This is a genomic window from Demequina silvatica (assembly GCF_000971215.1).
Classification (GTDB): Bacteria; Actinomycetota; Actinomycetes; order Actinomycetales; family Demequinaceae; genus Demequina; species Demequina silvatica.
In genome coordinates this window covers 90,886-111,839 of record NZ_BBMA01000004.1, presented here as the reverse complement: position 1 = coordinate 111,839, position 20,954 = coordinate 90,886, and the positions used below count along the sequence as shown (strand labels likewise).

General features: G+C 72.0%; 25 protein-coding genes. 12 read left to right on the top strand and 13 right to left on the bottom strand.

What is annotated here, in order from left to right; all coding sequences use genetic code 11:
• Positions 1-8: 8 nt before the first annotated feature.
• Genes AOM05_RS06385 through AOM05_RS06370 form a run of 4 tightly spaced genes read left to right on the top strand, consistent with a single transcriptional unit; the run spans position 9 to position 5,467 of the window.
• Positions 9-698: a TetR/AcrR family transcriptional regulator gene (locus tag AOM05_RS06385; protein ID WP_062520455.1), complete on the top strand. Its 690-nt coding sequence runs from the start codon at positions 9-11 to the stop codon at positions 696-698.
• Between the two features lie 32 nt (positions 699-730).
• Positions 731-3,142 carry a glycoside hydrolase family 2 TIM barrel-domain containing protein gene (locus AOM05_RS06380; RefSeq protein WP_062520452.1) on the top strand — a complete coding sequence of 804 codons (2,412 nt, stop codon included), beginning with the start codon at positions 731-733 and terminating at the stop codon, positions 3,140-3,142.
• Positions 3,143-3,191: 49 nt separating this feature from the next.
• Positions 3,192-4,724, top strand: a complete 1,533-nt coding sequence (lnt, locus tag AOM05_RS06375) for an apolipoprotein N-acyltransferase (protein WP_062520451.1) — start codon at positions 3,192-3,194, stop codon at positions 4,722-4,724.
• The gene (locus tag AOM05_RS06370; RefSeq protein ID WP_439644557.1) at positions 4,721-5,467 is read left to right on the top strand and encodes a polyprenol monophosphomannose synthase; all 747 of its coding nucleotides are present in this window, start codon (positions 4,721-4,723) and stop codon (positions 5,465-5,467) included. Before lnt ends, AOM05_RS06370 begins: the two co-directional genes overlap by 4 nt.
• Before the next feature lie 46 nt (positions 5,468-5,513).
• On the opposite strand, the gene AOM05_RS06365 is transcribed toward AOM05_RS06370, so the two are convergent.
• Both AOM05_RS06365 and AOM05_RS06360 read right to left on the bottom strand, forming a co-directional pair.
• Positions 5,514-5,846, bottom strand: a complete 333-nt coding sequence (locus tag AOM05_RS06365; protein WP_062293240.1) for an RNA polymerase-binding protein RbpA — start codon at positions 5,844-5,846, stop codon at positions 5,514-5,516.
• An 84-nt stretch (positions 5,847-5,930) separates the two neighbouring features.
• On the bottom strand, positions 5,931-6,839 hold the full coding sequence (locus AOM05_RS06360; RefSeq protein ID WP_082097356.1) for an EamA family transporter: 909 nt from the start codon (positions 6,837-6,839) through the stop codon (positions 5,931-5,933).
• Between the two features lie 78 nt (positions 6,840-6,917).
• On the opposite strand from AOM05_RS06360, the gene AOM05_RS06355 reads away from it, so the two are divergent.
• Entirely contained in the window at positions 6,918-7,415 is a 498-nt protein-coding gene (locus AOM05_RS06355) for a MarR family winged helix-turn-helix transcriptional regulator (protein ID WP_062520449.1), read from the top strand.
• A gap of 6 nt (positions 7,416-7,421) precedes the next feature.
• Here the strand turns inward: AOM05_RS06355 and AOM05_RS06350 are convergent, their stop codons facing one another.
• A complete protein-coding gene (locus AOM05_RS06350; protein ID WP_062520447.1) occupies positions 7,422-7,748 on the bottom strand; it encodes a hypothetical protein in 327 nt (108 codons plus the stop codon).
• Positions 7,749-7,960: 212 nt separating this feature from the next.
• Between AOM05_RS06350 and AOM05_RS06345 the strand changes: the two genes are divergently transcribed.
• The gene (locus tag AOM05_RS06345; protein WP_062520444.1) at positions 7,961-8,194 is read left to right on the top strand and encodes a type II toxin-antitoxin system prevent-host-death family antitoxin; all 234 of its coding nucleotides are present in this window, start codon (positions 7,961-7,963) and stop codon (positions 8,192-8,194) included.
• A gap of 12 nt (positions 8,195-8,206) precedes the next feature.
• On the opposite strand, the gene AOM05_RS14210 is transcribed toward AOM05_RS06345, so the two are convergent.
• From AOM05_RS14210 to AOM05_RS06330, 3 genes are all read right to left on the bottom strand, one after another.
• Positions 8,207-8,350, bottom strand: a complete 144-nt coding sequence (locus tag AOM05_RS14210) for a hypothetical protein (protein ID WP_156165079.1) — start codon at positions 8,348-8,350, stop codon at positions 8,207-8,209.
• Between the two features lie 383 nt (positions 8,351-8,733).
• Complete coding sequence (locus AOM05_RS06335; protein ID WP_062520440.1) at positions 8,734-9,063, bottom strand: type II toxin-antitoxin system PemK/MazF family toxin; 330 nt, start codon at positions 9,061-9,063, stop codon at positions 8,734-8,736.
• Positions 9,060-9,299, bottom strand: coding sequence for a hypothetical protein (locus tag AOM05_RS06330; RefSeq protein ID WP_062520438.1), 240 nt, complete (start codon positions 9,297-9,299; stop codon positions 9,060-9,062). The genes AOM05_RS06335 and AOM05_RS06330 overlap by 4 nt, the downstream gene beginning before the upstream one ends.
• Positions 9,300-9,427: 128 nt before the next feature.
• Here AOM05_RS06330 and AOM05_RS06325 point away from each other — a divergent pair, with 128 nt between their 5' ends.
• Positions 9,428-9,805 (top strand): DUF1304 family protein, encoded by a 378-nt coding sequence (locus tag AOM05_RS06325; protein WP_062520436.1) that lies wholly within the window; start codon positions 9,428-9,430, stop codon positions 9,803-9,805.
• Here the strand turns inward: AOM05_RS06325 and AOM05_RS06320 are convergent.
• Complete coding sequence (locus tag AOM05_RS06320) at positions 9,768-10,019, bottom strand: hypothetical protein (protein ID WP_062520434.1); 252 nt, start codon at positions 10,017-10,019, stop codon at positions 9,768-9,770. The genes AOM05_RS06325 and AOM05_RS06320 overlap by 38 nt on opposite strands.
• 119 nt (positions 10,020-10,138) lie before the next feature.
• On the opposite strand from AOM05_RS06320, the gene AOM05_RS06315 reads away from it, so the two are divergent.
• The 4 genes from AOM05_RS06315 (at position 10,139) to AOM05_RS06300 (ending at position 13,282) form a co-directional block, all read left to right on the top strand.
• Positions 10,139-10,846, top strand: coding sequence for an N-formylglutamate amidohydrolase (locus AOM05_RS06315; protein WP_062520432.1), 708 nt, complete (start codon positions 10,139-10,141; stop codon positions 10,844-10,846).
• A 22-nt stretch (positions 10,847-10,868) separates the two neighbouring features.
• Positions 10,869-11,522 carry an IMPACT family protein gene (locus tag AOM05_RS06310; RefSeq protein ID WP_062520430.1) on the top strand — a complete coding sequence of 218 codons (654 nt, stop codon included), beginning with the start codon at positions 10,869-10,871 and terminating at the stop codon, positions 11,520-11,522.
• A gap of 10 nt (positions 11,523-11,532) precedes the next feature.
• Positions 11,533-12,108 carry a hypothetical protein gene (locus tag AOM05_RS06305; protein ID WP_062520428.1) on the top strand — a complete coding sequence of 192 codons (576 nt, stop codon included), beginning with the start codon at positions 11,533-11,535 and terminating at the stop codon, positions 12,106-12,108.
• Positions 12,109-12,187: 79 nt separating this feature from the next.
• Positions 12,188-13,282, top strand: coding sequence for a DUF8462 domain-containing protein (locus AOM05_RS06300; RefSeq protein WP_062520426.1), 1,095 nt, complete (start codon positions 12,188-12,190; stop codon positions 13,280-13,282).
• Positions 13,283-13,307: 25 nt separating this feature from the next.
• On the opposite strand, the gene AOM05_RS06295 is transcribed toward AOM05_RS06300, so the two are convergent.
• On the bottom strand, positions 13,308-14,039 hold the full coding sequence (locus AOM05_RS06295) for an aquaporin (RefSeq protein ID WP_062520424.1): 732 nt from the start codon (positions 14,037-14,039) through the stop codon (positions 13,308-13,310).
• Positions 14,036-14,389, bottom strand: coding sequence for an ArsR/SmtB family transcription factor (locus tag AOM05_RS06290; protein ID WP_062520423.1), 354 nt, complete (start codon positions 14,387-14,389; stop codon positions 14,036-14,038). The genes AOM05_RS06295 and AOM05_RS06290 overlap by 4 nt, the downstream gene beginning before the upstream one ends.
• Positions 14,390-14,452: 63 nt before the next feature.
• Between AOM05_RS06290 and AOM05_RS06285 the strand changes: the two genes are divergently transcribed.
• The gene (locus AOM05_RS06285) at positions 14,453-15,757 is read left to right on the top strand and encodes an FAD-dependent oxidoreductase (protein ID WP_062520422.1); all 1,305 of its coding nucleotides are present in this window, start codon (positions 14,453-14,455) and stop codon (positions 15,755-15,757) included.
• On the opposite strand, the gene AOM05_RS14205 is transcribed toward AOM05_RS06285, so the two are convergent.
• From AOM05_RS14205 to AOM05_RS06270, 4 genes are all read right to left on the bottom strand, one after another.
• Positions 15,758-15,922 carry a hypothetical protein gene (locus AOM05_RS14205; RefSeq protein WP_156165078.1) on the bottom strand — a complete coding sequence of 55 codons (165 nt, stop codon included), beginning with the start codon at positions 15,920-15,922 and terminating at the stop codon, positions 15,758-15,760.
• 145 nt (positions 15,923-16,067) lie between these two features.
• Positions 16,068-16,643, bottom strand: coding sequence for a flavodoxin domain-containing protein (locus AOM05_RS06280; protein ID WP_082097329.1), 576 nt, complete (start codon positions 16,641-16,643; stop codon positions 16,068-16,070).
• A 4-nt stretch (positions 16,644-16,647) separates the two neighbouring features.
• The gene (locus AOM05_RS06275; RefSeq protein WP_062520418.1) at positions 16,648-20,055 is read right to left on the bottom strand and encodes a pyruvate carboxylase; all 3,408 of its coding nucleotides are present in this window, start codon (positions 20,053-20,055) and stop codon (positions 16,648-16,650) included.
• Between the two features lie 273 nt (positions 20,056-20,328).
• Positions 20,329-20,898 (bottom strand): MerR family transcriptional regulator, encoded by a 570-nt coding sequence (locus tag AOM05_RS06270; RefSeq protein ID WP_062520416.1) that lies wholly within the window; start codon positions 20,896-20,898, stop codon positions 20,329-20,331.
• Positions 20,899-20,954: the final 56 nt, after the last annotated feature.

The window sequence follows — 20,954 nt, the reverse complement described above, 5'->3', positions numbered from 1 at the left end:
AGCATGCGATGGTCGACGAGGACTCGCGTGACGCATCGTTGGGCGCGTCCGCCCTGGCGAGTTTCCCCCTCGCGGGGAGCACGGAGACGGCTGCTGATCCCGCGCGCGTCGCCGGCGTCCGCGGTCCGTACAAGCGGTCCGAGACCACCCGCGCGGCCATCCTGGCCGCCGCCATGGACGTCTTCGTGGAGCAGGGGTCCCGGGCCGCGTCGATGCGCGAGATCGCGCGACGTTCCGGCGTGGACCAGTCGACGGTGCTCCACCACTTCCCGCACAAGTCCTCGCTGCTGCTCGCGCTCATGCGCGAGCGCGACACCCGCGCCGACGCGCTGATCGCCGCGGAGCATCCCGCGACCGCCGCCGATGTCCCCGCGGCGATGCTCGCGCTCGCGCGGAGCAACGCCGGCCAGCCCGACGTGATCGCTCTGTACACGCTCCTCGCCGCCGAGTCCGTGACCGCGGACCACCCGCTGGAGGAGTTCTTCCACGAGCGCGTGGTGCGCGTCCGCGCCGGCTTCCAGGACTGGTTCGCCGCGCTCGGGGAGGCCGGCATGCTCCGTGACGGCGTCACGCCCGCGTTCGCGGCGGCCTCGTTCTTCGCGCTGTGGGAGGGTGCCCAGCTCCACTGGCTGCTCGACCGCGACGGCGTCGACGTGGTCGCCCTCCTCGAGGACCACCTCCGCCTCATCCTGCGCTGACGCGCACCCGCTCCAACCAGAAGGATCCGCTCATGACCATCGTTCCTCTCAACGACGCGTGGACCTACCGCCGCCCCTCCGGCCCGTTCGCCGCGGTGTCCGGCGGGCCCGAGGTGCTCGGCACCGTGCGCCTGCCGCACGACGCCCTGCGCGACGAGCAGCGCCGCCCCGACGTCCCCGCCAAGGGCGCCGCGGCCTACTACCCGAACGGCGCCTACACCTACGAGCGCGCCCTCGACGTGCCCGAGGAGTGGCACGGCCGGTCGGTGCGGCTCGAGGTGCAGGGCGCGTTCCGCCGCGCGCAGATCTTCCTCAACGACGAGCTCGCGGGAGTGCGCGCGGACGGCTACGCCCGATTCTTCGCGGACCTCACGCCCTACCTGCGGCACGGCGAGCCGAACCGCCTCCGCATCGAGGTGCGCTCCGGCGAGGACTCGCGGTGGTACTCCGGCGCGGGCCTCCACCGGCCGGTGCTGCTCCACGTGGACGAGCCCGTCCGGATCCTCGAGGACGGCATCCGCATTCGCACGGAGCGCATCGAGGAGGACCAGGCCGTCGTGGAGGTGGTCACCACCGTCCGCAACGACGAGCGCGTCACACGCACCGTCCGCGTCGGAACTGTGATCAGGGACGATGCGGGGGTCACCGTCGAGTCCGACGTCACCCGGGTGACGCTCGCCCCGGGCGAGCAGGCCGACGCCCGCCAGCTGTTCTACATCGCGGACCCCGCGCTGTGGGGCCCCGACAGCCCGCGCCTGCACACCGCATCGGTCGAGCTCGATGAGTCCGAGCCCGTCGTCACGACGTTCGGCATCCGCACCGTCACGGTCGACCCGCGCAAGGGCCTGCGGATCAACGGGGAGCCGGTGAAGCTCCGGGGCGCCTGCATCCACCACGACAACGGCCCCCTGGGTGCCGCCGCGGTCGGCCGCGCCGAGGAGCGCCGCATCGAGCTGCTCAAGGACGCGGGCTTCAACGCGATCCGCGCCGCGCACAACCCGCTGTCCCCGGCGATGCTCGACGCGTGCGACCGGCTCGGCATGCTCGTCATGGACGAGGCCTTCGACATGTGGACCCGCTTCAAGACGCCCTACGACTACGCGGCAGACTTCCCCGTGTGGTGGGAGGCCGACCTCGAGGCGCTCGTCGCCAAGGACCGCAACCACCCGAGCGTGATCATGTACTCGATCGGCAACGAGATCGTCGAGGTCGGCACTCCCCACGGCGCACGCTGGGCGCGGCGCCTCGCGGACAAGGTCCGCTCGCTCGACCCGACGCGGCCGGTCACCAACGGCGTGAACGCGCTCCTCGCGGTCATCGACGAGATGCCGCGGATCGTCGAGCAGCTCGGCGGACTCAACGCCCTGATGGCGGACAGGAACGCCATGGCGACCGTGGGCGCCACCGACACCGCGACCGCCCGCATCGAGGAGTCTTCGGCCGTGCTCGACGTGCTGGGCCTCAACTACGCCGAGTCCCGCTACGCCGCGGATCGCGATGCCTATCCGCACCGCGTGGTGGTGGGGTCGGAGACCTTCGGGCCCGAGATCGGGCGCCTCTGGCCGCTCGTGCTCGACAGCCCCAACGTCATCGGCGACTTCACGTGGACGGGCTGGGACTACCTGGGCGAGGTCGGCATCGGCTCCACCATGTACGCGGGCGACGATCAGGCCTCGGGCAAGCTCGAGCGCGAGTTCCCCTACCTCACCGCCTGGTGCGCGGACCTCGACATCACGGGCGCGCGCCGGCCGCTGTCCTACTACCGCGAGATCGTGTTCGGGCTGCGCAGCGAGCCGTACATCGCGGTGCGCCGCCCCGACCGCCACGGAGTCGAGATCGTCAATCCGTCCATGTGGGCGTGGAGCGACTCGGTCGCCTCGTGGACGTGGCACGGCTTCGAGGGCCGGCCCGCCACGGTGGAGGTGTACGCCGACGCCGACGAGGTCGCACTCATGCTCGACGGCGACGAGGTCGCCCGCGCGACGGTGGGGGAGGAGCGTCCGATGCTCGCGGTGCTGGAGACCACCTACCGGCCCGGCACGCTCGTCGCGATCGCGTACCGAGGCGGCGTCGAGACCGGTCGCGCCAGCCTCGCGACGGCCGGCGAGGCGACCCTGACCGCGACGGCCGACCGGACCGCGCTGGTGGACACCGACGCCGACCTCGCGTACGTCGCGATCGAGCTGCGCGACGCTGCGGGCGTCCTGGTGACGGACGCCGACCGTGACGTCACCGTCTCCATCGACGGCGCCGCGGCCCTGGCGGGCATGTGCAGCGCGAACCCTCGCACCGAGGAGCGCTTCGCCGCCCCCACGTGGCGGACGTTCGACGGCCGCGCGCTCGCCGTGGTCCGTCCCGCCGGCACGGGCCCCGCGACCGTCACCGTGACCTCCGAGGGGCTCGCGCCCGTCACCATCGCGCTGGAGGTGACGGCACGCCCGTAGCGCGGAGCGCCTGCACGGCGGGCCCCCGCGGCTCGCATACAGTTGCGGGGTGCTGACCGGACTGAGGAACCTCGCGATCGCGATCCTCGGCGGGGTCGGGCTCAACCTCGCGTTCCCCGACACCGGCTGGTGGTTCCTCGCCCCGGTCTCCGTGGCGCTGCTGTGGTGGTCGCTCGAGGTGGCCACCGCGCGCGCGGCCTTCCTCACCGGCTGGGCATACGGCGTCGCGTTCATGCTCCCGCACCTGTGGTGGGCGGACGTGGCCGTGGGGCCCATCCCCTGGGTGGCGCTCAGCGTCGCGGAGGGCCTCGCGTGGGCCCTGATCGCGGTCGCGTGGGCGCACGTGCGCCGCTCCGGGATCCTCGACGCCCACCGCTGGGCCGAGACGGTCGTGTTCGCCGGCCTCTGGGTCGCGGCGGAGCAGCTGCGCGGCATGGTGCCGTTCGGAGGCTTCCCGTGGGGGCGCGTGGGCTACGCGCTGGTCGACGCGCCCGTCGCGCGTCTCGCGTGGCTGGGCGGCGTGCCGCTCGTGTCCTTCGCCGTGGTGCTCGCGGGAGCGCTGCTGGGTCTCGCGTGGGAGTGCGCACGCACGCGCCGCGCCCTCACGGCAGCCTTCGCGCCCGTCCTGGCGATCGCGGTCCTGGGCGCCGGCTACCTCATCCCGATCGACAACGAGGCCCAGGAGGGCACCATGCGCGTGGGTGCGGTCCAGGGCAACGTCCCGGACCTGGGCCTCGAGGCGTTTTCCCAGGCACGTCTGGTGACGGAGAACCACCTCGCCGAGACCCTCCGCATGGCGGAGGAGACGGCGGACAACCCCGTCGACCTGGTCGTGTGGCCCGAGAACGCGGCCGACATCGACCCGCGTGTCGACTCCCAGACGCTCGCCGCCGTCGAGGAGGCGCAGGCCGCGACCGGCGCGCCGCTGCTCCTCGGCACGGTCGACTACACGCCGCCCGAGGGCCGCTACAACACGATGCTGCTGTTCGGCGGCAACGGCGCCATCCTCGACACCTACTCCAAGCAGCGGCCGGCGCCGTTCGCGGAGTACGTCCCGCTGCGCAGCCTCGCGCGCGAGGTGGCGCCCATCGTCGACGACGTCACGGACATGCTCCCCGGCACCGGCGCGGCGGTGATGAACGTGCCGGTCGCCTCGCTCGACCGCACCGTCCCCGTCGCGACGCCCATCTGCTTCGAGGTCGCCTACGACTCGATCGTGCGCGAGGCCGTCGCCAAGGGCGCCGAGCTCATCATCGTCCCCACCAACAACGCCTCGTTCGGTCACACCGCCGAGAGCACGCAGCAGCTCCAGATGACCCGCATGCGCGCGATCGAGTCGGGCCGCTGGGCCATCCAGATCTCCACCGTGGGCGTGAGCGCGGTCATCGACCCCGCCGGCCGCGTGATCGACGGCGCCGAGCTGTTCACCGCCGACCACCTGGTCGAGCGCGTCGGCCTCCGCAGCGACATCACCCCCGCGGTGCGCCTGGGCTGGTTCATCGGCTGGGCGTTCCTCATCGTCCCCACCGTGGTGGCGCTGCTCGCGGTGCGCCGCCGGGTCGCCGAGAGGTACGACTGGTGACCCGGACGCTCGTCATCATCCCGACCTACAACGAGCGGGAGTCGCTGCCGCGCCAGCTCGACGCCGTGCACGCCGCCGCTCCCGACGTCGACGTCCTGGTGGTCGACGACGGCTCGCCCGACGGCACCGGCGACTGGGCGCAGGCCCGCACGGAGCGGGACCCGCGGGTCCACCTGCTGCGCCGCACCGCCAAGAACGGCCTGGGAGCCGCGTACCTCGCGGGCTTCGCATGGGGCCTCGAACGCGGCTACGACCTCCTGTGCGAGATGGACGCGGACGGTTCCCACCGCGGAGCCGACCTTCCCGCCCTGCTCGCCCGCGCATCGTCCGCCGACCTGGTGATCGGGTCGCGCTGGGTGCCCGGGGGAGAGGTGGTCAACTGGCCACGCCACCGGCTGGTGCTGTCGACCGGGGCGAACACGTACGTGAGGCTCGCGCTGGGGATCGGGGTGCACGATGCGACGGCCGGGTTCCGCGTCTACCGCGCCTCGATGCTGCGGCGCCTCGCGCTGGCCGACGTCGAGTCGCAGGGCTACTGCTTCCAGGTCGACATGGCGTGGCGCGTGATCCGTGCGGGAGGGACGGTGGTCGAGGTGCCCATCACGTTCGTCGAGCGCGAGGCCGGCACCTCGAAGATGAGCGGCGCGATCATCCGTGAGGCCCTGGTCAAGGTGACGGCCTGGGGCGTCGCGCACCGGCTGCGTCAGGTCGCTCAGCTGCTCCCCGGACGCACGCGGGCATGAGAAAGGCACCCCCGCCGTCGTGGCGAGGGTGCCTTCCGTTCGAGCTCTAGCGGCGGCTGGCGCGGAGCAGCTCGAGACGCTCCTCCAGCAGCTCCTCCAGCTCGGGGATGGTCCGACGCTCGAGCAGCATGTCCCAGTGGGTGCGCTGCGGCTTGACGTCCTTGGGCTCGGGGCGGTCGCCGTCCCGCAGGAGCGCGAGGGCTCCGCAGTGGCATTCCCACGAGAGGGGGACGTCGGCCTCGACCGAGAACGGCATCGCGAGCACGTGACCGTTGGGGCAGTCGTAGTGCACCTCGACGCGCTCGGCGAGCTCGGCGTTGTGGATCGATTCCATCGACTGGGTCCCCAGTCGCATTCCTCGAAGCGCGCGATCGGCCATGGGCGTCCTCCTTCCGGCAGGCGGGCGCCTGCACTGGGACATAACGAGCGTAGCGCCTGAGTTGTTCCTGGTTCCTGCCGGAAATCAGGCGTTCACCAGCTCCCGTGCGGAGGTGTCCGCGGGTACCGGTGCGGGGGGACGATGCGCGGGCCGGCCCGCGTACGCGCCCGCGCCTACGGCGACGAGGATGAGGGCGCCCCCGGCGAGCTGAAGCGGCGCGAGGGACTGGCCGAGGACCGCCCATCCGAGCGCGCCCGCGGTGAGCGGGGTGAGGAAGCTGAGCAGGCTCACGCGGCTGGCCGGAAGCCGCAGGACGCCGGAGAACCAGGCGAGATAGGCGAGCGCGGTGCCGGGGACGGCGAGCCAGGCGTAGCCGAGGACGTTCGCGGTGGTGAGGTGCGGCGGGGCGCCCTCGATGAGGAGCATCGGGACCAGCAGCACCAGGCCTCCCGCGAGCAGCTGCCAGCCGGTGAACGCGAGGATCGGGACAGGGCGGCCCCACCGCTTGGTGAGGAGCACCCCCGCGGCGGTCGCGGCGGCGGAACCGAGGCCTGCAACGACGCCCCACGCGTCGAGGCGTGCGCCGGGCGTGAGCACCAGGAGAGCGACGCCCACCACTCCCGCGCCCGCGGCGGCGCGCGCCAGGGGAGCGACGCGCTCGCCGAGCGTGCGCGAGGCGAGCATGGTGACGAGCAACGGGTGGACGGCGGCGAGCGTCGCGGCCACCCCGCCCGGGAGGCGGTAGGCGGCGACGAACATCAGCGCGAAGAACGCGCCGATGTTGAGCGTGCCGAGGATCGCGGCCTTCCACCACCATGCACCGCGGGGGAGGACCCGGGTGATGGCGAGCAGGATGAGCCCGGCGGGCAGGGCGCGCAGCGTCGCGGTGAGCAGCGGTCGATCTGCGGGGAGCAGCTCCGTGGTGACCAGGTAGGAGGTTCCCCAGGTGATCGGGGCGAGCGCCGTGAGGGCGAGGGTACGGGTGGGATTCATGAGCACGGTCCAAACATCTTGATATCAAGATATCAGACAAATCTCGACGTCAAGATATTCCGCTGGCAAGATGGGCGCATGGACACGCTGGATCGGATCCTCGGCGAGTGGGAGAGGGAGCGTCCCGACCTGGACGTGAGCGCGCTGGCGGTGATCGGTCGGTTGTCGCGGTACGCGGACCTGGTGCAGGCGAGGCTGGACGCGGTGTTCGCGGAGCACGGGCTGCAGAGCTGGGAGTTCGATGTGCTGTCGGCGCTGAGACGCGCCGGCGATCCGTACGAGCTGACGCCCGGCGAGCTGGACCGCGCGCTGCTCATCACGTCGGGCACCACCACGCACCGCGTGCAGCGGCTCGAGTCGCGAGGGTTCGTCACACGTCGACGCGATGAGGACGACCGCCGGGTGGTGCGCGTGCGGCTCACCGTGACGGGCCGCGCGGCCCACGAGGCCGCACACGCCGCGCACGCGGATAACGAGACGCGGATCCTCGCGGGGCTGAGCGAGGGCGAGCGCGCCGAGCTGCTCGGCGGTCTCAAGGCGCTCGGCCGCGTCCTGGGCGACACGCTGCCGGACTGAGGGGCGCTATGCGGCGTTCTCGGCCGCGTAGCGGTCGAGCGCGGAGACCCAGAGCCTGCGGATGAGCGGCCGCATGGGCGCGTGCCGGTAGAGCCACAGCAGCGCCTTCTGACGGGTCGGGTCGTCGAGAGTCCACTCGACGTGCATGCGGCTCCCGCCATTTTTACCAGGGGAGATGTGCGCGAAGCCGGCGCCGCCGCCACCGTAGCTGCACTCGGTCACCACCCACCGGACGGTGGTGGGATCCGACCAGTCGTAGCGGGAGACTATCCAGAAAGGGGAGCCGGGAGTGCTCTCGAGCGCCTCGGCCCAGTGCGCGCCCTGGCCGCGCACCTCGAACGTCTTGGGGCTGAGCGAGCTCGACCAGATCTCCGGACTTCACGGCGCGCCGTGAAGTCCGTGAGGGCGCCGAGCGCCTGCGCGGGCGTCGCGGTGGTCTCCAGGTCGAAACGCACCTTTCCCATGGAAGCACCGAACGCCTGGGCGCGCTCAGCCACGCGGTGACGTAGCGTGGAGGCGGCCAGAGCTCGCGGAGGGAGGGGCCTGTGACGCCGATCGACGCGCGCGACTTCCGACGGGATCCGTCGGCGGCTCTGCGTGCCGCCGACGTCGCCGGTCCCGTGGTCATCACAGACCGAGGCCGACCCGCGTATGTGCTGTCGAGGTACGAGCACTTCGTGGCACGCGGCCGCTCGCTGGCGCGCCAATTGACCGCCGATGACGACATCGAGTTCGCGCCGGACCGCACGATGCGAGTTGAGCGCGGACGGGCTTCCTAGCGGCCAGGTCGGTCAGCCACCGGCGTCGACGATGACGCGGTTGCCGAGGACGTCCTCGAGCTCGACCCGCACCGCGTCACTGCACGCCAGTCGATCGCCCCATCCGCCGTGCCAGGCGGCAACTGCGAGCTCGACCGTGGTGTCCGTCTCGTGCACGGTGACCTCGGGTCCGCCACCACATGTCTGGGTGGAGATCCACAAGGTGGCGCTGTCGGAGGATTCATCTGACACCACGAAATCGACGTGCCCGCGATGCGGATTCGCGGCCCACCACGTGGCGGACGCGCCCGCTCCAAGCGTGAAGACGCCGGCTGCGATCAAGACCCACGTAAGACGGCTTGCCACGTGGTGCACCGCCTTCCGATAGCGAGACGCGCCTTACTGCGTGGTCGCGTCCTCAGCGAGGGATGGTTGAAACCTACTGAGGCGCCGGCCGACAGCCATCCCGACACGCGCATCGTCCACGGTTGATAGAGCGCCGATAATGCGCATTATGACATTACAGGTGCGGAGCGACCGGGAAGGGGCCTCCCTGCCGCTCAGAACCCGATGAGGCGCGCGACCACGCGCGCGACCTCGTCGGCGACCTCCGGCGGCGCTGCACCCGCCTCCACCTTGCGGATCCGTGCGAATGACAGCGTCCGCGGCTGCTCGCAGATCGCGAACGAGCGCTCCGTCACGCGGACGCGAGTTGGCCACGGCCGCATCGCCGTCGTGAGAGGCACTGCGATCACCATCTCCGTCGCGTCGTGCAGGGCAGGCACGGACAGCACCAGGTGCGGACGGTCCTTCGCCTGCTCCCGACCCTTGGTGGGATCCATCGATGCCCAGACGATGTCTCCGCGCGCGATCGACAGCTCACCGGTCATCGCGTCGGCGAATCCTCGAGTCCGAATCCCATGTCCACGTGGTCGTCGTCCTCGGCGAGAGCCGCCCTGTATGCCTCGGGCGTCAACCTCGAAAGGCCCACCCAGAACTCACGCTCGGCCTCATGGTCGAGCAGCTGGTCGAGGAGCTCCGATTGCGTGACTCCGCGCTCCCCCGCCAACTCGCTGACACGCGCCCGTGTCGAGCGACGGACCTTGATGGTCGTCATATCAGTCATATGAATGATGGTATGACGCACGGTCGTCCTCGACCAGTCCCCGCGACGCGATCGCGCACGCGAATCGGCTGCATCGGCGTAGCCTCGAAGGGCGACCCACCCACCTGGTGCATCGGACGGGAGGCGGCATGAGCGTGCTCAGCCAGGTCTTCGCCGGCGCCACGGCGCTGGCTCTCATCGTCGTCGGGCTCATCGAGATCCTCCGCCACGGCGACCAGCGCTTCCATCGCATCCTGCTCATCGCACTCGAGGACGTCCCCGCGGTGCGGATGTGGGCCATGAACATCGGCGCCTACAACATCACCACCGCCATCGGCATCGTCGTGGGCCTCTGCATGGTGCACCTCTCGGGCAACGTCGCGGGCGGCACGGCGATCGTGATCGCGTTGTGCGCCGCGCAGGTGTTCCTCGGGTTCTGGCTGTGGGTCACGGAACGTCGCCTGCTCACCAGCGCGATCGGTCAGGCGCTCACGCCTGCCCTTGCGATCGCGTTCGCGCTGGCCTGATCCCCCGCCGCACCGCCCACGCCACACCGCCCAGCGTCGCGATCGCGATCACCGCCGTCTGCACGACGTCGACCACCGATCCACCGGAGCAAGAGCCGCCGGACGCGCAGCTCTGAACGGACGCGAACCCGAACACCACGGCGCCGAGCGCTGCGATCCCGAGCGCGACCAGCATCCAACCCCACCGCACGGTGACAGTGTTCTGCCTGGTCATGCGCCCATGGTGGCACCCTCTCCCCCGGCGCGCCCGCAGCCGCGCCGCGCGAGCACCCGGTAGTCTCGTCCCACCGGCGCACCGCGCACACCACCCTGAGAAGGCTGGAGGACCCTGCGATGACCCCTGGACTCGACACCGAGAAAGAGCCGACCGCGGCCGACGTGATCGACCTGTCCACCCGCTGGCGCGAGCTCGACGCGCGGTTCGGCAAGGCCCGCAAGCGCGCACGCAAGCGTGTCGAGCAGGGCGACCCTGCCCTGGTCACGGATCGCGGCAGCGCCGTGGTGCTGACCGCACCGCACGGCACGCGGCACTACCGCGCCGGAGCGATGAAGGCCGCGGACCTCCACACGGGCTCACTCACGCTGCTCGCAGGCGAGGTCGCGAACGTCTCCACCGTCGTGTCCGCGGGCGCCCGCGCCGAGTGGGACACCTGGGACGAGCGTGACGACGAGTTCGCCCGCCACCTGCGCGACCTCCGCGAGCCCGCCCGCATGCTCATCGACATCCACGGCATGGGCGACCACCACGGCCCGGACTTCTGCCTGGGTACCGGTCCGCGCCCCGGGCCGCTCGAGGCGCTCGCCGTCGAGATCCTGCGCGCCGAGCTCGAGCCCTTCGACGTCGCCGTCAACGCGCCGTTCAACGCGCGCCCCCACTACACAGTGACCAGCCTGGCGCAGCGCCAGCTGGGCCTTGCGGGTCTCCAGATCGAGGTCGCCGCGCGGTGGCGCAGCCCTCACGATGACACAGCGACCCCCGCGGCCGCGGCCCTGTCCGCGGCGCTGACCGTGGTCGAGGAGCGGCTGCGCGACGCTGCGTGAGGGGCCGCGCTACCCTGCCCCCGTGACCGCCAGCGACCTCCCGAGCACCATCGCGGAGCCCGTCGAGCACACGCTCGAGATCAAGCGGTCGATCTTCCTCACCCACCTCGCGCCGGTCGCGACCATGGAGGAGGCGGACGCCGTCATCGCGCGGATCCGCAAGCAGCGCTGGGATGCGCGCCACCACTGCACGGCGCTTGTCGTAGGCGCCCACGCGGACCGTCAGCGCTCGAACGACGACGGCGAGCCCGCCGGTACCGCGGGTGTCCCGATGCTCGAGGTGCTGCGCCGCCGCGACGTCACCGACGTGGTCGCCGTGGTGAGCCGCTGGTTCGGCGGCGTCAAGCTCGGCGCCGGCGGCCTGGTGCGCGCGTACGGGAGCGCGGTCGCCGATACTCTCGATCGGGCGCCGATGGTGCGCCGCACCGTCCGCACCCAGGTCCTGCTGGACGTCCCGCACGCCGACGCGGGCCGCGTGCTCGCGTTCCTCCACCAGTGGGTCGAGGGGCACGATGCGGTGCTGGACTCCCCCGCCTACGGCGCCTTCGCGACGCTCACCGTCTGGGTGGCACCGGCGGATGTCGCGGCCCTGGACGCGGACGTCGCCGCCCTCACGGCCGGCGCCGTCGTCCCACGGACCGGGGATGGCCGCGTGGTCGACGTGCCCGCTCGGTAGGGTGAGGCCCATGCGACGAGCCCTGCTGGCGATCCCCCTGCTGGCCCTCGCCGCATGCTCCCCCGCCGCCTCCACGGACATGCCGCCCGAGGTGGCCGAGCGCTTCGATCAGCTCGAGACCGCGCTCGCCGGATGGGAGGACGCCGCCTCGATCGAGGAGGCCCACGCCAACGCCGAGGCCGCCCGGAACCTCATCACCGGCGTCGACGGCCCGCTCTACGGGGACGGCGACGGCGACGGCGAGATCGCGGGATCCTCACCGGTCGGCCTGCTCCCCGGATACGGCGGCGAGCCGGGACTGGTGCACGACCCGGCGGTGAACCCGTGCGTGGAGGCCGATGTGCTCGGCGGCAGCTGGGAGACGCCCGCGGAGCGGTGGGACCAGGTCACGGCCGCGATCGACGCCTGGGAGGTGACGGCGAACACGTTCCCGTCGCTCGAGTCGCACCCGCAGCGCATCGTGGGGTGGGCGACGCTGACGCTCGCCTCCGACAGCCTCGACACCGCGCTCGAGTACGCCGGCCACGCGCGCCTTCACCTCGACGCCTCCACCTACGCCTACGACAGCTGCGTCCTCGGCGCCTGACCCGCGCGGCGCATCGTCCCGCTGTCGCACCCCCGTGCGAAAGTACCAAGATGTACCAAAGCGTCCCAAGGAGGCACTGATGACGGTCAACCCGTTCAAGCCCACGGCGGGCGCGGTCCCTCCCCTGCTGGTGGGCCGCGACGCGCTCCTCGCCGAGGTCGACGAGGGCATCCAGTCGGGACCGGGCCACCCCGCGCGCATCACGATCTTCACCGGCGCGCGCGGCACCGGTAAGACCGTCATGCTGACCGAGTCGGGCGACCGCGCGATGTCCCACGGGTGGCTCGTCATCGACGAGTCCGCCTCCCCTGGGATGCTCGCGCGCATCGGCGAGGCGGTCGACCGCCTGCTGGAGGGCGTCAGCCCACGAGCCAGACGCCGCGTCACGGGCGTGTCGATCGGCGCGCTCGGGAGCATCGACACCGAGCTCACGCCGCAGCTCGCGGAGGGGGTGCGCCACCGGATCGGCCGCCTGCTGGACACGCTGGAGGCTGACGGGACCGGGCTGCTGATCACGGTGGACGAGGTCCACGCCCGGTCCGACGACCTGCGCGAGCTCGCCCTCATCACGCAGCACCTGGTGCGCGAGAACCGCGAGTTCGCGATCGTCATGGCGGGGCTGCCGTCCGCGGTCTCCGACCTGCTGCGCTCCGACGCGCAGGGCCGCGTCCTGACCTTCCTGCGGCGCGCCGATAAGCACGTGCTCGCCGACGTCTCCGTCGACGAGGTCCACGACGCCCTGGTCCAGACCGTCACCGACAACGGACGCACCATCGCCCCCGACGCCGCCCGCGCCGCGGCGGAGGCGACCCACGGCTACCCGTTCCTCATCCAGCTGGTGGGCTTCCACGTGTGGCGCGCTGCCACGGGCGACGCGATCACCCTCGCGGATGTGACGGCCGGCGTCGAGGCGGCGCGCGAACGGCTCGGCACGCTCGTGACGGAGACGGCCCTCGCGGACCTGTCGCCGCGCGACCTCGAGATGCTGCGCGCCATGGCCCGCGACGACGGCCCGTCGCGCATGGTCGACCTGGGCGCCCGGACCGGCATGTCGCGTCAGAACGCGGACACCTACCGCCGGCGCCTCCTCGACGCGGGCGTGATCGAGCAGGTGGGACGCGGGCAGGTGGACTTCGCGCTGCCCTACCTGCGCGAGCACCTGCGAGGGCGGTAGCGCGCGGGACGATGCGCGGGCCGGGTCAGCGCGCGCCGGCGGCCTCCCCGTGGGGCACCACCACGGCGTCGGCGGACTCGCCCGCGCGCGGGTAGAACGCGAGCACCAGGGATACGCCGACGACGAGCCCCACCAGCTGCGCCCCGACGAACGGCGCGACCGAGGACGGCGCGATGCCGGCGAACGTGTCGGAGAACACGCGGCCGATGGTGACAGCCGGGTTCGCGAAGGACGTCGAGCTGGTGAACCAGTACGCGGCGCCGATGTACGCGCCCACGGCGGGCGCGGCGAGCGCGCCGCGGCCCGAGCGGGCGAGCGCGAAGATGATGAGCACCAGGCCCGACGTCGCCACCACCTCCGCGAGCAGGTGGGGGCCCGTGGCCCTGTCGGTGGTCGACAGCGCGGTGGGCACGTCGAACATGAGGTTCGCGAGGATCGCGCCCGCGATGCCGCCCGCAACCTGCGCCGCGGAGTACGCGCCCGCCTCCCCGAGCGACAGCCCGTGACCGGTGCGGCGCCCCAGGAACCAGTCGGCCAGCGACACCACCGGGTTGAAGTGCGCGCCCGACACCGGGCCGAACATGAGGATGAGCACCGTGAGACCGAGCGCCGTCGCGATCGCGTTCTCCAGGAGCTGGAGGCCCACGTCCTCTGGCGAGAGCGCCGCGGCGGCGATGCCGGAGCCCACCACGACGGTGACCAGCAGGGCGGTGCCGAGCAGCTCGGCGCCGAGCGCCCGGGCGCGCGCGGCGTTCACGCGGCGCCCAGCGCGCGCGACACTCGGTCGAGGGCGCCGGGGATCAATGCGTAGTAGGCCCACGTCCCGCGCTTGGTGCGGCTGAGGAAGCCCGCCTCGGTGAGCACCTTGAGGTGGTGCGACACGGTCGGCTGGCTGAGCCCGACCGGCTCGGTGAGGTCGCACACGCACGCCTCTCCCCCAGCGGACGCGGCGACGATCGACAGCAACCGCAGCCGCGCCGGGTCCGCGAGGGCCTTCATGGTGTGCGCGAGCTCCTCGGCGTCCTCCGCCGTCAGCGGCTCGCCCACCAGCGAGGTCGCGCAGGACGCGCTGATGTCCGTGAGCTCGAGGCCGGTGATCTCCGTCATGACATTGACAATAGTCGATATAGACGAGTATCGATAGAGGCAGGCACAACCCAGGAGCTCCCCATGACACTGATCGACCTGACGGCGGCCCCCGTCGCCCGTCCCGTGAACGCCCACCTCCCCGTCGCCATCATCGGCGCGGGCCCGGTGGGGCTCGCCGCCGCCGCCCACCTGCTGGGGCGGGGCATCGACTTCGTGGTGCTCGAGTCCGGCTCCCAGGTGGCCGCGAGCGTGCGGTCGTGGGGGCACACGCGGCTGTTCTCTCCGTGGAAGCACCTGGTCGACCCCGCCGCGCAGGCGCTCCTCGAGGCGACCGGCTGGACGCTCCCGAGCCCCGACCGCGCGCCCACCGGCGCCGAGCTGGTCGAGCTCTACCTCGAGCCTCTTGCCGCGCTCGACGGGATCGCCTCGCGGATCCGCTTCGGCCTCGCGGTGACCGACGTCACGCGGGAGGGCATGGACCGCACCCGGACCGCCGGCCGCAACGCCGCGCCCCTGGTGGTCCGTACGCGGTCCGCGTCCGGCGAGGTCGAGGATCGCGCCTTCCGCGCGGTGATCGACGCCTCGGGCACCTACCTCTCCTCCAACTCGCTCGCGAGCAACGGCCTCACCCTCCCGGGCCTGGCCGAGGTCACGGACCGGGTCCTTCCCGCGCTGCCCGACGTGCTGGGCCGCGACCGTGCGGTGTTCGCGGGGCGTCACACCACGGTGGTGGGCGCCGGCCACTCGGCCGCGAACACCGTGCTCGCGCTGGCGTCTCTCGCACGCGACGTGCCGGGCACGCGGGTCACCTGGGCGATCCGCTCGGCGTCCCCCGACCGCGTGACCGACGCGGAGACGGACGGCCTGCCCGGGCGCGCATCGCTGGGAGTGCGGGCGCGCCGCGCGGTGGCCGACGGTCGCGTCACGCTGCTCGACGGCTTCGAGACGGTGGGGGCCCGGTGGGATGGCGCCGCGATCGCGCTCACCGGCCGCCGCGGCGGCGGGCTCACCACCCACCGCACCGACGTCCTGGTGAACGCGACCGGCTTCCGCCCCGACCTCAGCCTCTACCGCGAGATCCGCCTGGACCTCGACGACGTGGTGGAGGCGCCGCGACGGCTCGCCCCGCTGATCGACCCGAACCTGCACTCGTGCGGCACGGTCGAGCCCCACGGGTACCGCGAGCTGGCGCACCCCGACCAGGGCGTGTTCCTGGTCGGCATGAAGTCCTACGGCCGCGCGCCCACGTTCCTGCTCAAGACCGGCTACGAGCAGGTCCGCTCCGTGGTCGCGTGGATCGCCGGCGACATCGCGTCCGCTCAGGCGATCGAGCTGGTGCTGCCCGCGACGGGCGTGTGCTCGACCGACGGCGGCGGCTGCTGCTGATCAGCGGTGACGCTGGCGGTAGTTCTGCCAGCCCACCGTGACGGTCCCCACCACGCCGCCCAGCAGCACGAGGATCATGAAGAAGAAGCCGGGCCCGAGGCCGTCGGCGGAGGTGGAGCTGGAGGCGGCGCTGAGGGTGACGGCCGCCGCGGTTGCGGTGAACATGAACTCTCCATCGAGTCGTTCTGCGAGGACCGACGGATCGCGCCGGCCTCGCTGCCAGGCGGGGACCTGATCCCAACCTACCCCCGGGCGAGGGGGACGATGCGCGCCACGCCCGGCCGCCGCATCGTCCCTCCGTACGGGGCGGCTATGCCGCCGCGATCGACTCCAGCTCGTTGGCGACGCCCTCCGCCCATTCGCGCACGGCCGCGAAGTCGCGGAAGTCGCCCTTGGGCGGGTTGAGGACGCGGATGAGGGCCTTCTCGCCCACGTTGAGCTTGTCCCAGTCGAGGGCGCCGGGGAACCGCGCGTGGTCGCGGGCCTCGATCTCGGCCGCGAAGCCGTCCGCCTCGTCGAGCGGCTGGCCGGGCTGGACCACGGTCTCCATGCCCACGGAGAACATCCACACGTCCTTGCCGCGGAGCTCGTCGCGGTGCTCGCGCACCAGCTCGGAGGCATCGCGGCGCCACAGGCCGCCATACACCGCGGAGCCGATCACCACGGCCTCGTAGTAGTGGATGCCGTGCACGTCGCACGCATCCTCGAGGTCCACCTCGAAGCCGTGGGAGCGGATCTGCTCCGCCACATGCTGCGCGACCTCACGCGTCGCACCGTACTTCGAACCGACCGCTACCAGCACCTTCATGGTGACCTCCTCCGGGGTGAACGGCACCATCGTCCCGTGGCGCGGGGTCGCACCGACGGGACGATGGTCCCCGGCCATGCGTCTATTCGACCACGAGCACCAGGTCGCCGCCCGCGAGGGACTGCGATCCGCCGATGACCACGCGCGCGACCGTGCCGGCCACCGGAGTGGTGATGGAGGACTCCATCTTCATCGCCTCGATCACGGCGACCGTCTGGCCGGCCTCGACCTGGTCGCCCTCCGCGACGCGCGGCGTCACGAGCCCGGTGAAGGGCGAGGCGATGTGGCCCGGCCGGCCCGTGTCCGCCCGCTCGCGCTCGACCACGTCGACCTTCGCGGACAGGTCGCGCACCTGGATCGGGCGGATCGAGCCGTTGTAGTTGAAGATGACGGTGCGCTCGCCGTGCGAGTCGGGCTCGCCGATCGCCTCGATCGTCGCGATGATCTTGACGCCACGGTGCAGCTCGATCACCGCCTCCTCGCCCGAGCCCTCGGTGAGGCCGTAGAGATAGTGGAACGTGTCGATGACGGAGATGTCGCCGTACTTGTCGATCGCCTGGTCGAACTCCTTGGCAGGCCCCGGGAACAGCAGGTGGTTGAGGCGGCGGCGACGCGGCTGCCCCTCCTGCGCGAGGACCGTGCGGTCGTCGTCGGTGAGCTCCGCGATCTTGCGCTCCACGGTGCGGCCCTGGAGGGCCTTGGTGCGGAACGGCTCGGGCCAGCCGCCGGGCGGATCGCCCAGCTCGCCGGCGAGGAAGCCGATCACGGAGTCGGGGAGGTCGTACTTGTCGGGGTTCTCCTCGAAGTCGACCGGGTCCGCGTCGTTCGCCACCAGGTGCAGGGCGAGGTCGCCCACCACCTTGGAGGACGGCGTCACCTTGACCAGGTTGCCGAGGATGCGGTTCGCGGCCGCGTACATGTCCTCGATCGCCTCGAACTTGTCCGCGAGCCCCAGCGAGATCGCCTGCTGGCGCAGGTTGGACAGCTGGCCGCCCGGGATCTCGTGGTGGTAGACGCGGCCCGTGGGGCCCGGCAGGCCGGACTCGAAGGGCGCGTAGAGGCGGCGGACCGACTCCCAGTAGGGCTCGAGGTCCTGCGCCGCGGCGAGGGACATGCCCGTGTCGCGCGTGGTGTGCTCGAGCGCCGCGATGAGCGCGGACATGGGCGGCTGCGACGTGGTGCCTGCCATCGAGGCGCTGGCGACGTCGACGGCGTCCACCCCGGCCTCCGCGGCGGCGAGCAGCGTGCCGATCTGTCCGCCGGCCGTGTCGTGCGTGTGGAGGTGCACGGGCAGGTCGAACTTCGCGCGCAGCTGCGACACCAGGATCGCGGCGGCCGCGGGACGCAGCAGGCCCGCCATGTCCTTGATCGCGAGCATGTGGGCACCCGCCTCGACCAGCTGCTCCGCGAGGCGCAGGTAGTAGTCGAGCGTGTAGAGCTTCTCCCCCGGCGAGATCATGTTGCCCGTGTAGCACAGCGTCGCCTCCGCGATCGCGGTGCCGGTGCCGCGGACGGCCTCGATGGCGGGGCGCATCTGCTCGACGTCGTTGAGCGCGTCGAAGATGCGGAAGATGTCGATGCCGGTGGCGGCCGCCTCCTCCACGAACGCGACGGCGACCTCGTCGGGGTACGGCGTGTAGCCCACGGTGTTGCGGCCGCGCAGGAGCATCTGCAGCGCGACGTTCGGCATCTTGCGGCGCAGGTCCTCGAGCCGGATCCACGGGTCCTCGGAGAGGAAGCGCATCGCGACGTCGTAGGTCGCGCCGCCCCAGCACTCGACCGAGAGCAGCTCGGGGGTCATGCGGGAGACGTGGCCGGCCGCGGCCAGCAGGTCGTAGGTGCGCACGCGGGTCGCGAGCAGCGACTGGTGCGCGTCGCGCATGGTGGTCTCGGTGATCGCCAGGGCGTTCTGCTCGCGCAGCGCCTTCGCGAAGCCCTCCGGGCCCAGCTCGAGCAGCCGCTGGCGCGAGCCGGCCGGCGGCTCGACGGTCAGGTCGATCGCCGGCAGCTTGTCCGCGGGGCGCACGAACACCTCGGCGTGCTCGCCGTACGGCCGGTTCACCGTGGTGTGGCCCAGGAACGCGAGCAGCTTGGTCGAGCGGTCGGGTGTGGTGGCCACCTCGAGCAGCTCCGGGTGGCGCTCGATGAACGCCGTGGTGACGCCGCCCGACTGGAACTCGGGGTTCGAGAGCACGGCGCGCAGGAACTGGATGTTGGACGTGACGCCGCGGATGCGGAACTCCGCCAGCGCGCGCAGCGCGCGGCGGTTCGCGGTCGCGAAGTCGTGGCCGCGGCAGGTCAGCTTGACCAGCATCGAGTCGAAGTGACCGGTGATGACGTTGCCGGCCATGCCGGTCGCGCCGTCGAGGCGGATGCCGGCGCCGCCCGGCGACCGGTACGCGACGATGCGGCCCGTGTCGGGCAGGAAGCCGTTGGCCGGGTCCTCGGTGGTGATGCGGGTCTGGATCGCGAAGCCGGAGACGCGGATGTCCTCCTGGCGGATCCCCATGTCCGCGAGCGTCTCGCCCGAGGCGATGCGCAGCTGCGAGCTCACCAGGTCGATCCCGGTGACCTCCTCGGTGACCGTGTGCTCGACCTGGATGCGCGGGTTCATCTCGATGAACACGTGCTGCCCGGCGCGCTCGCCCTCGGTCGCGAGCAGGAACTCGACGGTACCGGCGTTGACGTAGCCCAGGCTGCGCGCGAACTTGACGGCGTCCGCGCAGAGCGCGTCGCGGATGGCGGGGTCGAGCGCCGGCGCGGGCGCGATCTCCACCACCTTCTGGTGGCGGCGCTGCAGCGAGCAGTCGCGCTCGAACAGGTGGACCACGTCGCCCGACGCGTCCGCGAGGATCTGCACCTCGATGTGGCGCGGGCCCAGCACGGCCTGCTCGAGGAACACCGTCGGGTCGCCGAACGCGTTCTCCGCCTCGCGCATCGCGGCCTCGAGCAGCTCGACCAGGTCCTCGCGACGCTCGACGCGGCGCATGCCGCGACCGCCGCCGCCGGCGACGGCCTTGACGAACACCGGGTAGCCGATCCGGTCCGCCTCGGCGACCAGGAACTCGACGTCGCGCGACGGCTCCGAGGAGTCGAGCACGGGGACGCCGGCCTCGCGGGCCGCCTTGAGCGCCGCGACCTTGTCGCCCGCCTTCGCGAGCACCTCCGGCGGCGGGCCCACGAACGTCACGCCCTCCTCGGCGCAGCGTCGCGCGAAGTCCACGTTCTCCGACAGGAAGCCGTAGCCCGGGTAGACGGCGTCGGCACCGGCCTGCTTGGCGACGTCGAGGATCGCCTCGATGTCGAGGTACGCCTTGACCGGGTGGCCCTCCTCGCCGATCTGGTAGGACTCGTCGGCCTTGACGCGATGCTCGGACATGCGGTCCTCGTAGGGGAACACCGCGACCGTCTCGGCGCCGTTCTCGACGGCGGCCCTGAAGGCTCGGACGGCGATCTCTGCGCGGTTTGCCACGAGGACTTTGGCGAACATCTGCTTCCCTTCGTCGTTGGGGACATCCTGCCAGGTTTCGGGACGGCAGTCAGCCGCCGTCCACCAGGTGAGACGTGAGGCGTTGCGGCACGTCGTGCCCCTGCCGGATTCCACACGCAGGCGTCGATGAATCGTTCAAATGGCGCCACACGGCGCGCGTCTCACTAGACGCGGGACGCGACCTGCAGATTCCGTGTGGAGCGCGGTCGCGACTGGGACGCCAGGGGCCGGGAAGGCGACGCGGAGGGACGATGCGTGGGCCGGCCCGCGCGCTCAGCCCGCCTGGCTGCGGCGCGCGCGACGCTCGGCGAGGTCGTCGACGCTCGTGACGGCGACGTCGTCAGCGCGGTCGGCGGGCAGCGAGGACAGCGAGCCCTCGAGCTCGCGCCACACCTTGCCCAGCGCGATGCCGAACACGCCCTGGCCGCCCTGCACCAGGTCGATCACCTGGTCGTCGGACGTGCACTCGTACACGGACGCGCCGTCGGACATGAGCGTGATGTTCGCGAGGTCCTCGACGCCGCGCTCGCGCAGATGCTCCACCGCGGTGCGGATCTGCTGGAGCGACACGCCCGAGTCGAGCAGGCGCTTCACCACGCGCAGGACCAGGATGTCGCGGAAGCCGTAGAGGCGCTGCGTGCCGGAGCCGGTGGCGGAGCGCACGGTGGGCTCCACCAGGCCGGTGCGGGCCCAGTAGTCGAGCTGACGGTAGGTGATGCCGGCGGCCTTGCACGCGGTGGGACCGCGATAGCCCGCGTTCTCGTCGAGCGGCGGAAGGCCGTCATCGAACAGCACGCCCTGATCGAGCCGGGGAGGCATGCGGTGGCCGGGTCCGTCGGTCATCAAACTCCTCCTAGGTTCAACCTTCACTCAAACGTTAGGGATGCTGAGGGGCCGGG

What these genes read in the sequence shown, in the direction of transcription:
- AOM05_RS06330 (WP_062520438.1), bottom strand. Translation starts at nt 9,299, where the DNA reads ATGACTGATATGACGACCATCAAGGTCCGTCGCTCGACACGGGCGCGT.
- AOM05_RS06300 (WP_062520426.1), top strand. Translation starts at nt 12,188, where the DNA reads ATGACGGTCAACCCGTTCAAGCCCACGGCGGGCGCGGTCCCTCCCCTG.
- AOM05_RS06360 (WP_082097356.1), bottom strand. Translation starts at nt 6,839, where the DNA reads ATGAATCCCACCCGTACCCTCGCCCTCACGGCGCTCGCCCCGATCACC.
- AOM05_RS06380 (WP_062520452.1), top strand. Translation starts at nt 731, where the DNA reads ATGACCATCGTTCCTCTCAACGACGCGTGGACCTACCGCCGCCCCTCC.
- AOM05_RS06355 (WP_062520449.1), top strand. Translation starts at nt 6,918, where the DNA reads ATGGACACGCTGGATCGGATCCTCGGCGAGTGGGAGAGGGAGCGTCCC.
- AOM05_RS06365 (WP_062293240.1), bottom strand. Translation starts at nt 5,846, where the DNA reads ATGGCCGATCGCGCGCTTCGAGGAATGCGACTGGGGACCCAGTCGATG.
- AOM05_RS06315 (WP_062520432.1), top strand. Translation starts at nt 10,139, where the DNA reads ATGACCCCTGGACTCGACACCGAGAAAGAGCCGACCGCGGCCGACGTG.
- AOM05_RS06275 (WP_062520418.1), bottom strand. Translation starts at nt 20,055, where the DNA reads ATGTTCGCCAAAGTCCTCGTGGCAAACCGCGCAGAGATCGCCGTCCGA.
- AOM05_RS06280 (WP_082097329.1), bottom strand. Translation starts at nt 16,643, where the DNA reads ATGGCCGGGGACCATCGTCCCGTCGGTGCGACCCCGCGCCACGGGACG.
- AOM05_RS06385 (WP_062520455.1), top strand. Translation starts at nt 9, where the DNA reads ATGGTCGACGAGGACTCGCGTGACGCATCGTTGGGCGCGTCCGCCCTG.
- AOM05_RS06285 (WP_062520422.1), top strand. Translation starts at nt 14,453, where the DNA reads ATGACACTGATCGACCTGACGGCGGCCCCCGTCGCCCGTCCCGTGAAC.
- AOM05_RS06320 (WP_062520434.1), bottom strand. Translation starts at nt 10,019, where the DNA reads ATGACCAGGCAGAACACTGTCACCGTGCGGTGGGGTTGGATGCTGGTC.
- AOM05_RS06325 (WP_062520436.1), top strand. Translation starts at nt 9,428, where the DNA reads ATGAGCGTGCTCAGCCAGGTCTTCGCCGGCGCCACGGCGCTGGCTCTC.
- AOM05_RS14205 (WP_156165078.1), bottom strand. Translation starts at nt 15,922, where the DNA reads ATGTTCACCGCAACCGCGGCGGCCGTCACCCTCAGCGCCGCCTCCAGC.
- AOM05_RS06335 (WP_062520440.1), bottom strand. Translation starts at nt 9,063, where the DNA reads ATGACCGGTGAGCTGTCGATCGCGCGCGGAGACATCGTCTGGGCATCG.
- AOM05_RS06305 (WP_062520428.1), top strand. Translation starts at nt 11,533, where the DNA reads ATGCGACGAGCCCTGCTGGCGATCCCCCTGCTGGCCCTCGCCGCATGC.
- AOM05_RS06270 (WP_062520416.1), bottom strand. Translation starts at nt 20,898, where the DNA reads ATGACCGACGGACCCGGCCACCGCATGCCTCCCCGGCTCGATCAGGGC.
- AOM05_RS06290 (WP_062520423.1), bottom strand. Translation starts at nt 14,389, where the DNA reads ATGACGGAGATCACCGGCCTCGAGCTCACGGACATCAGCGCGTCCTGC.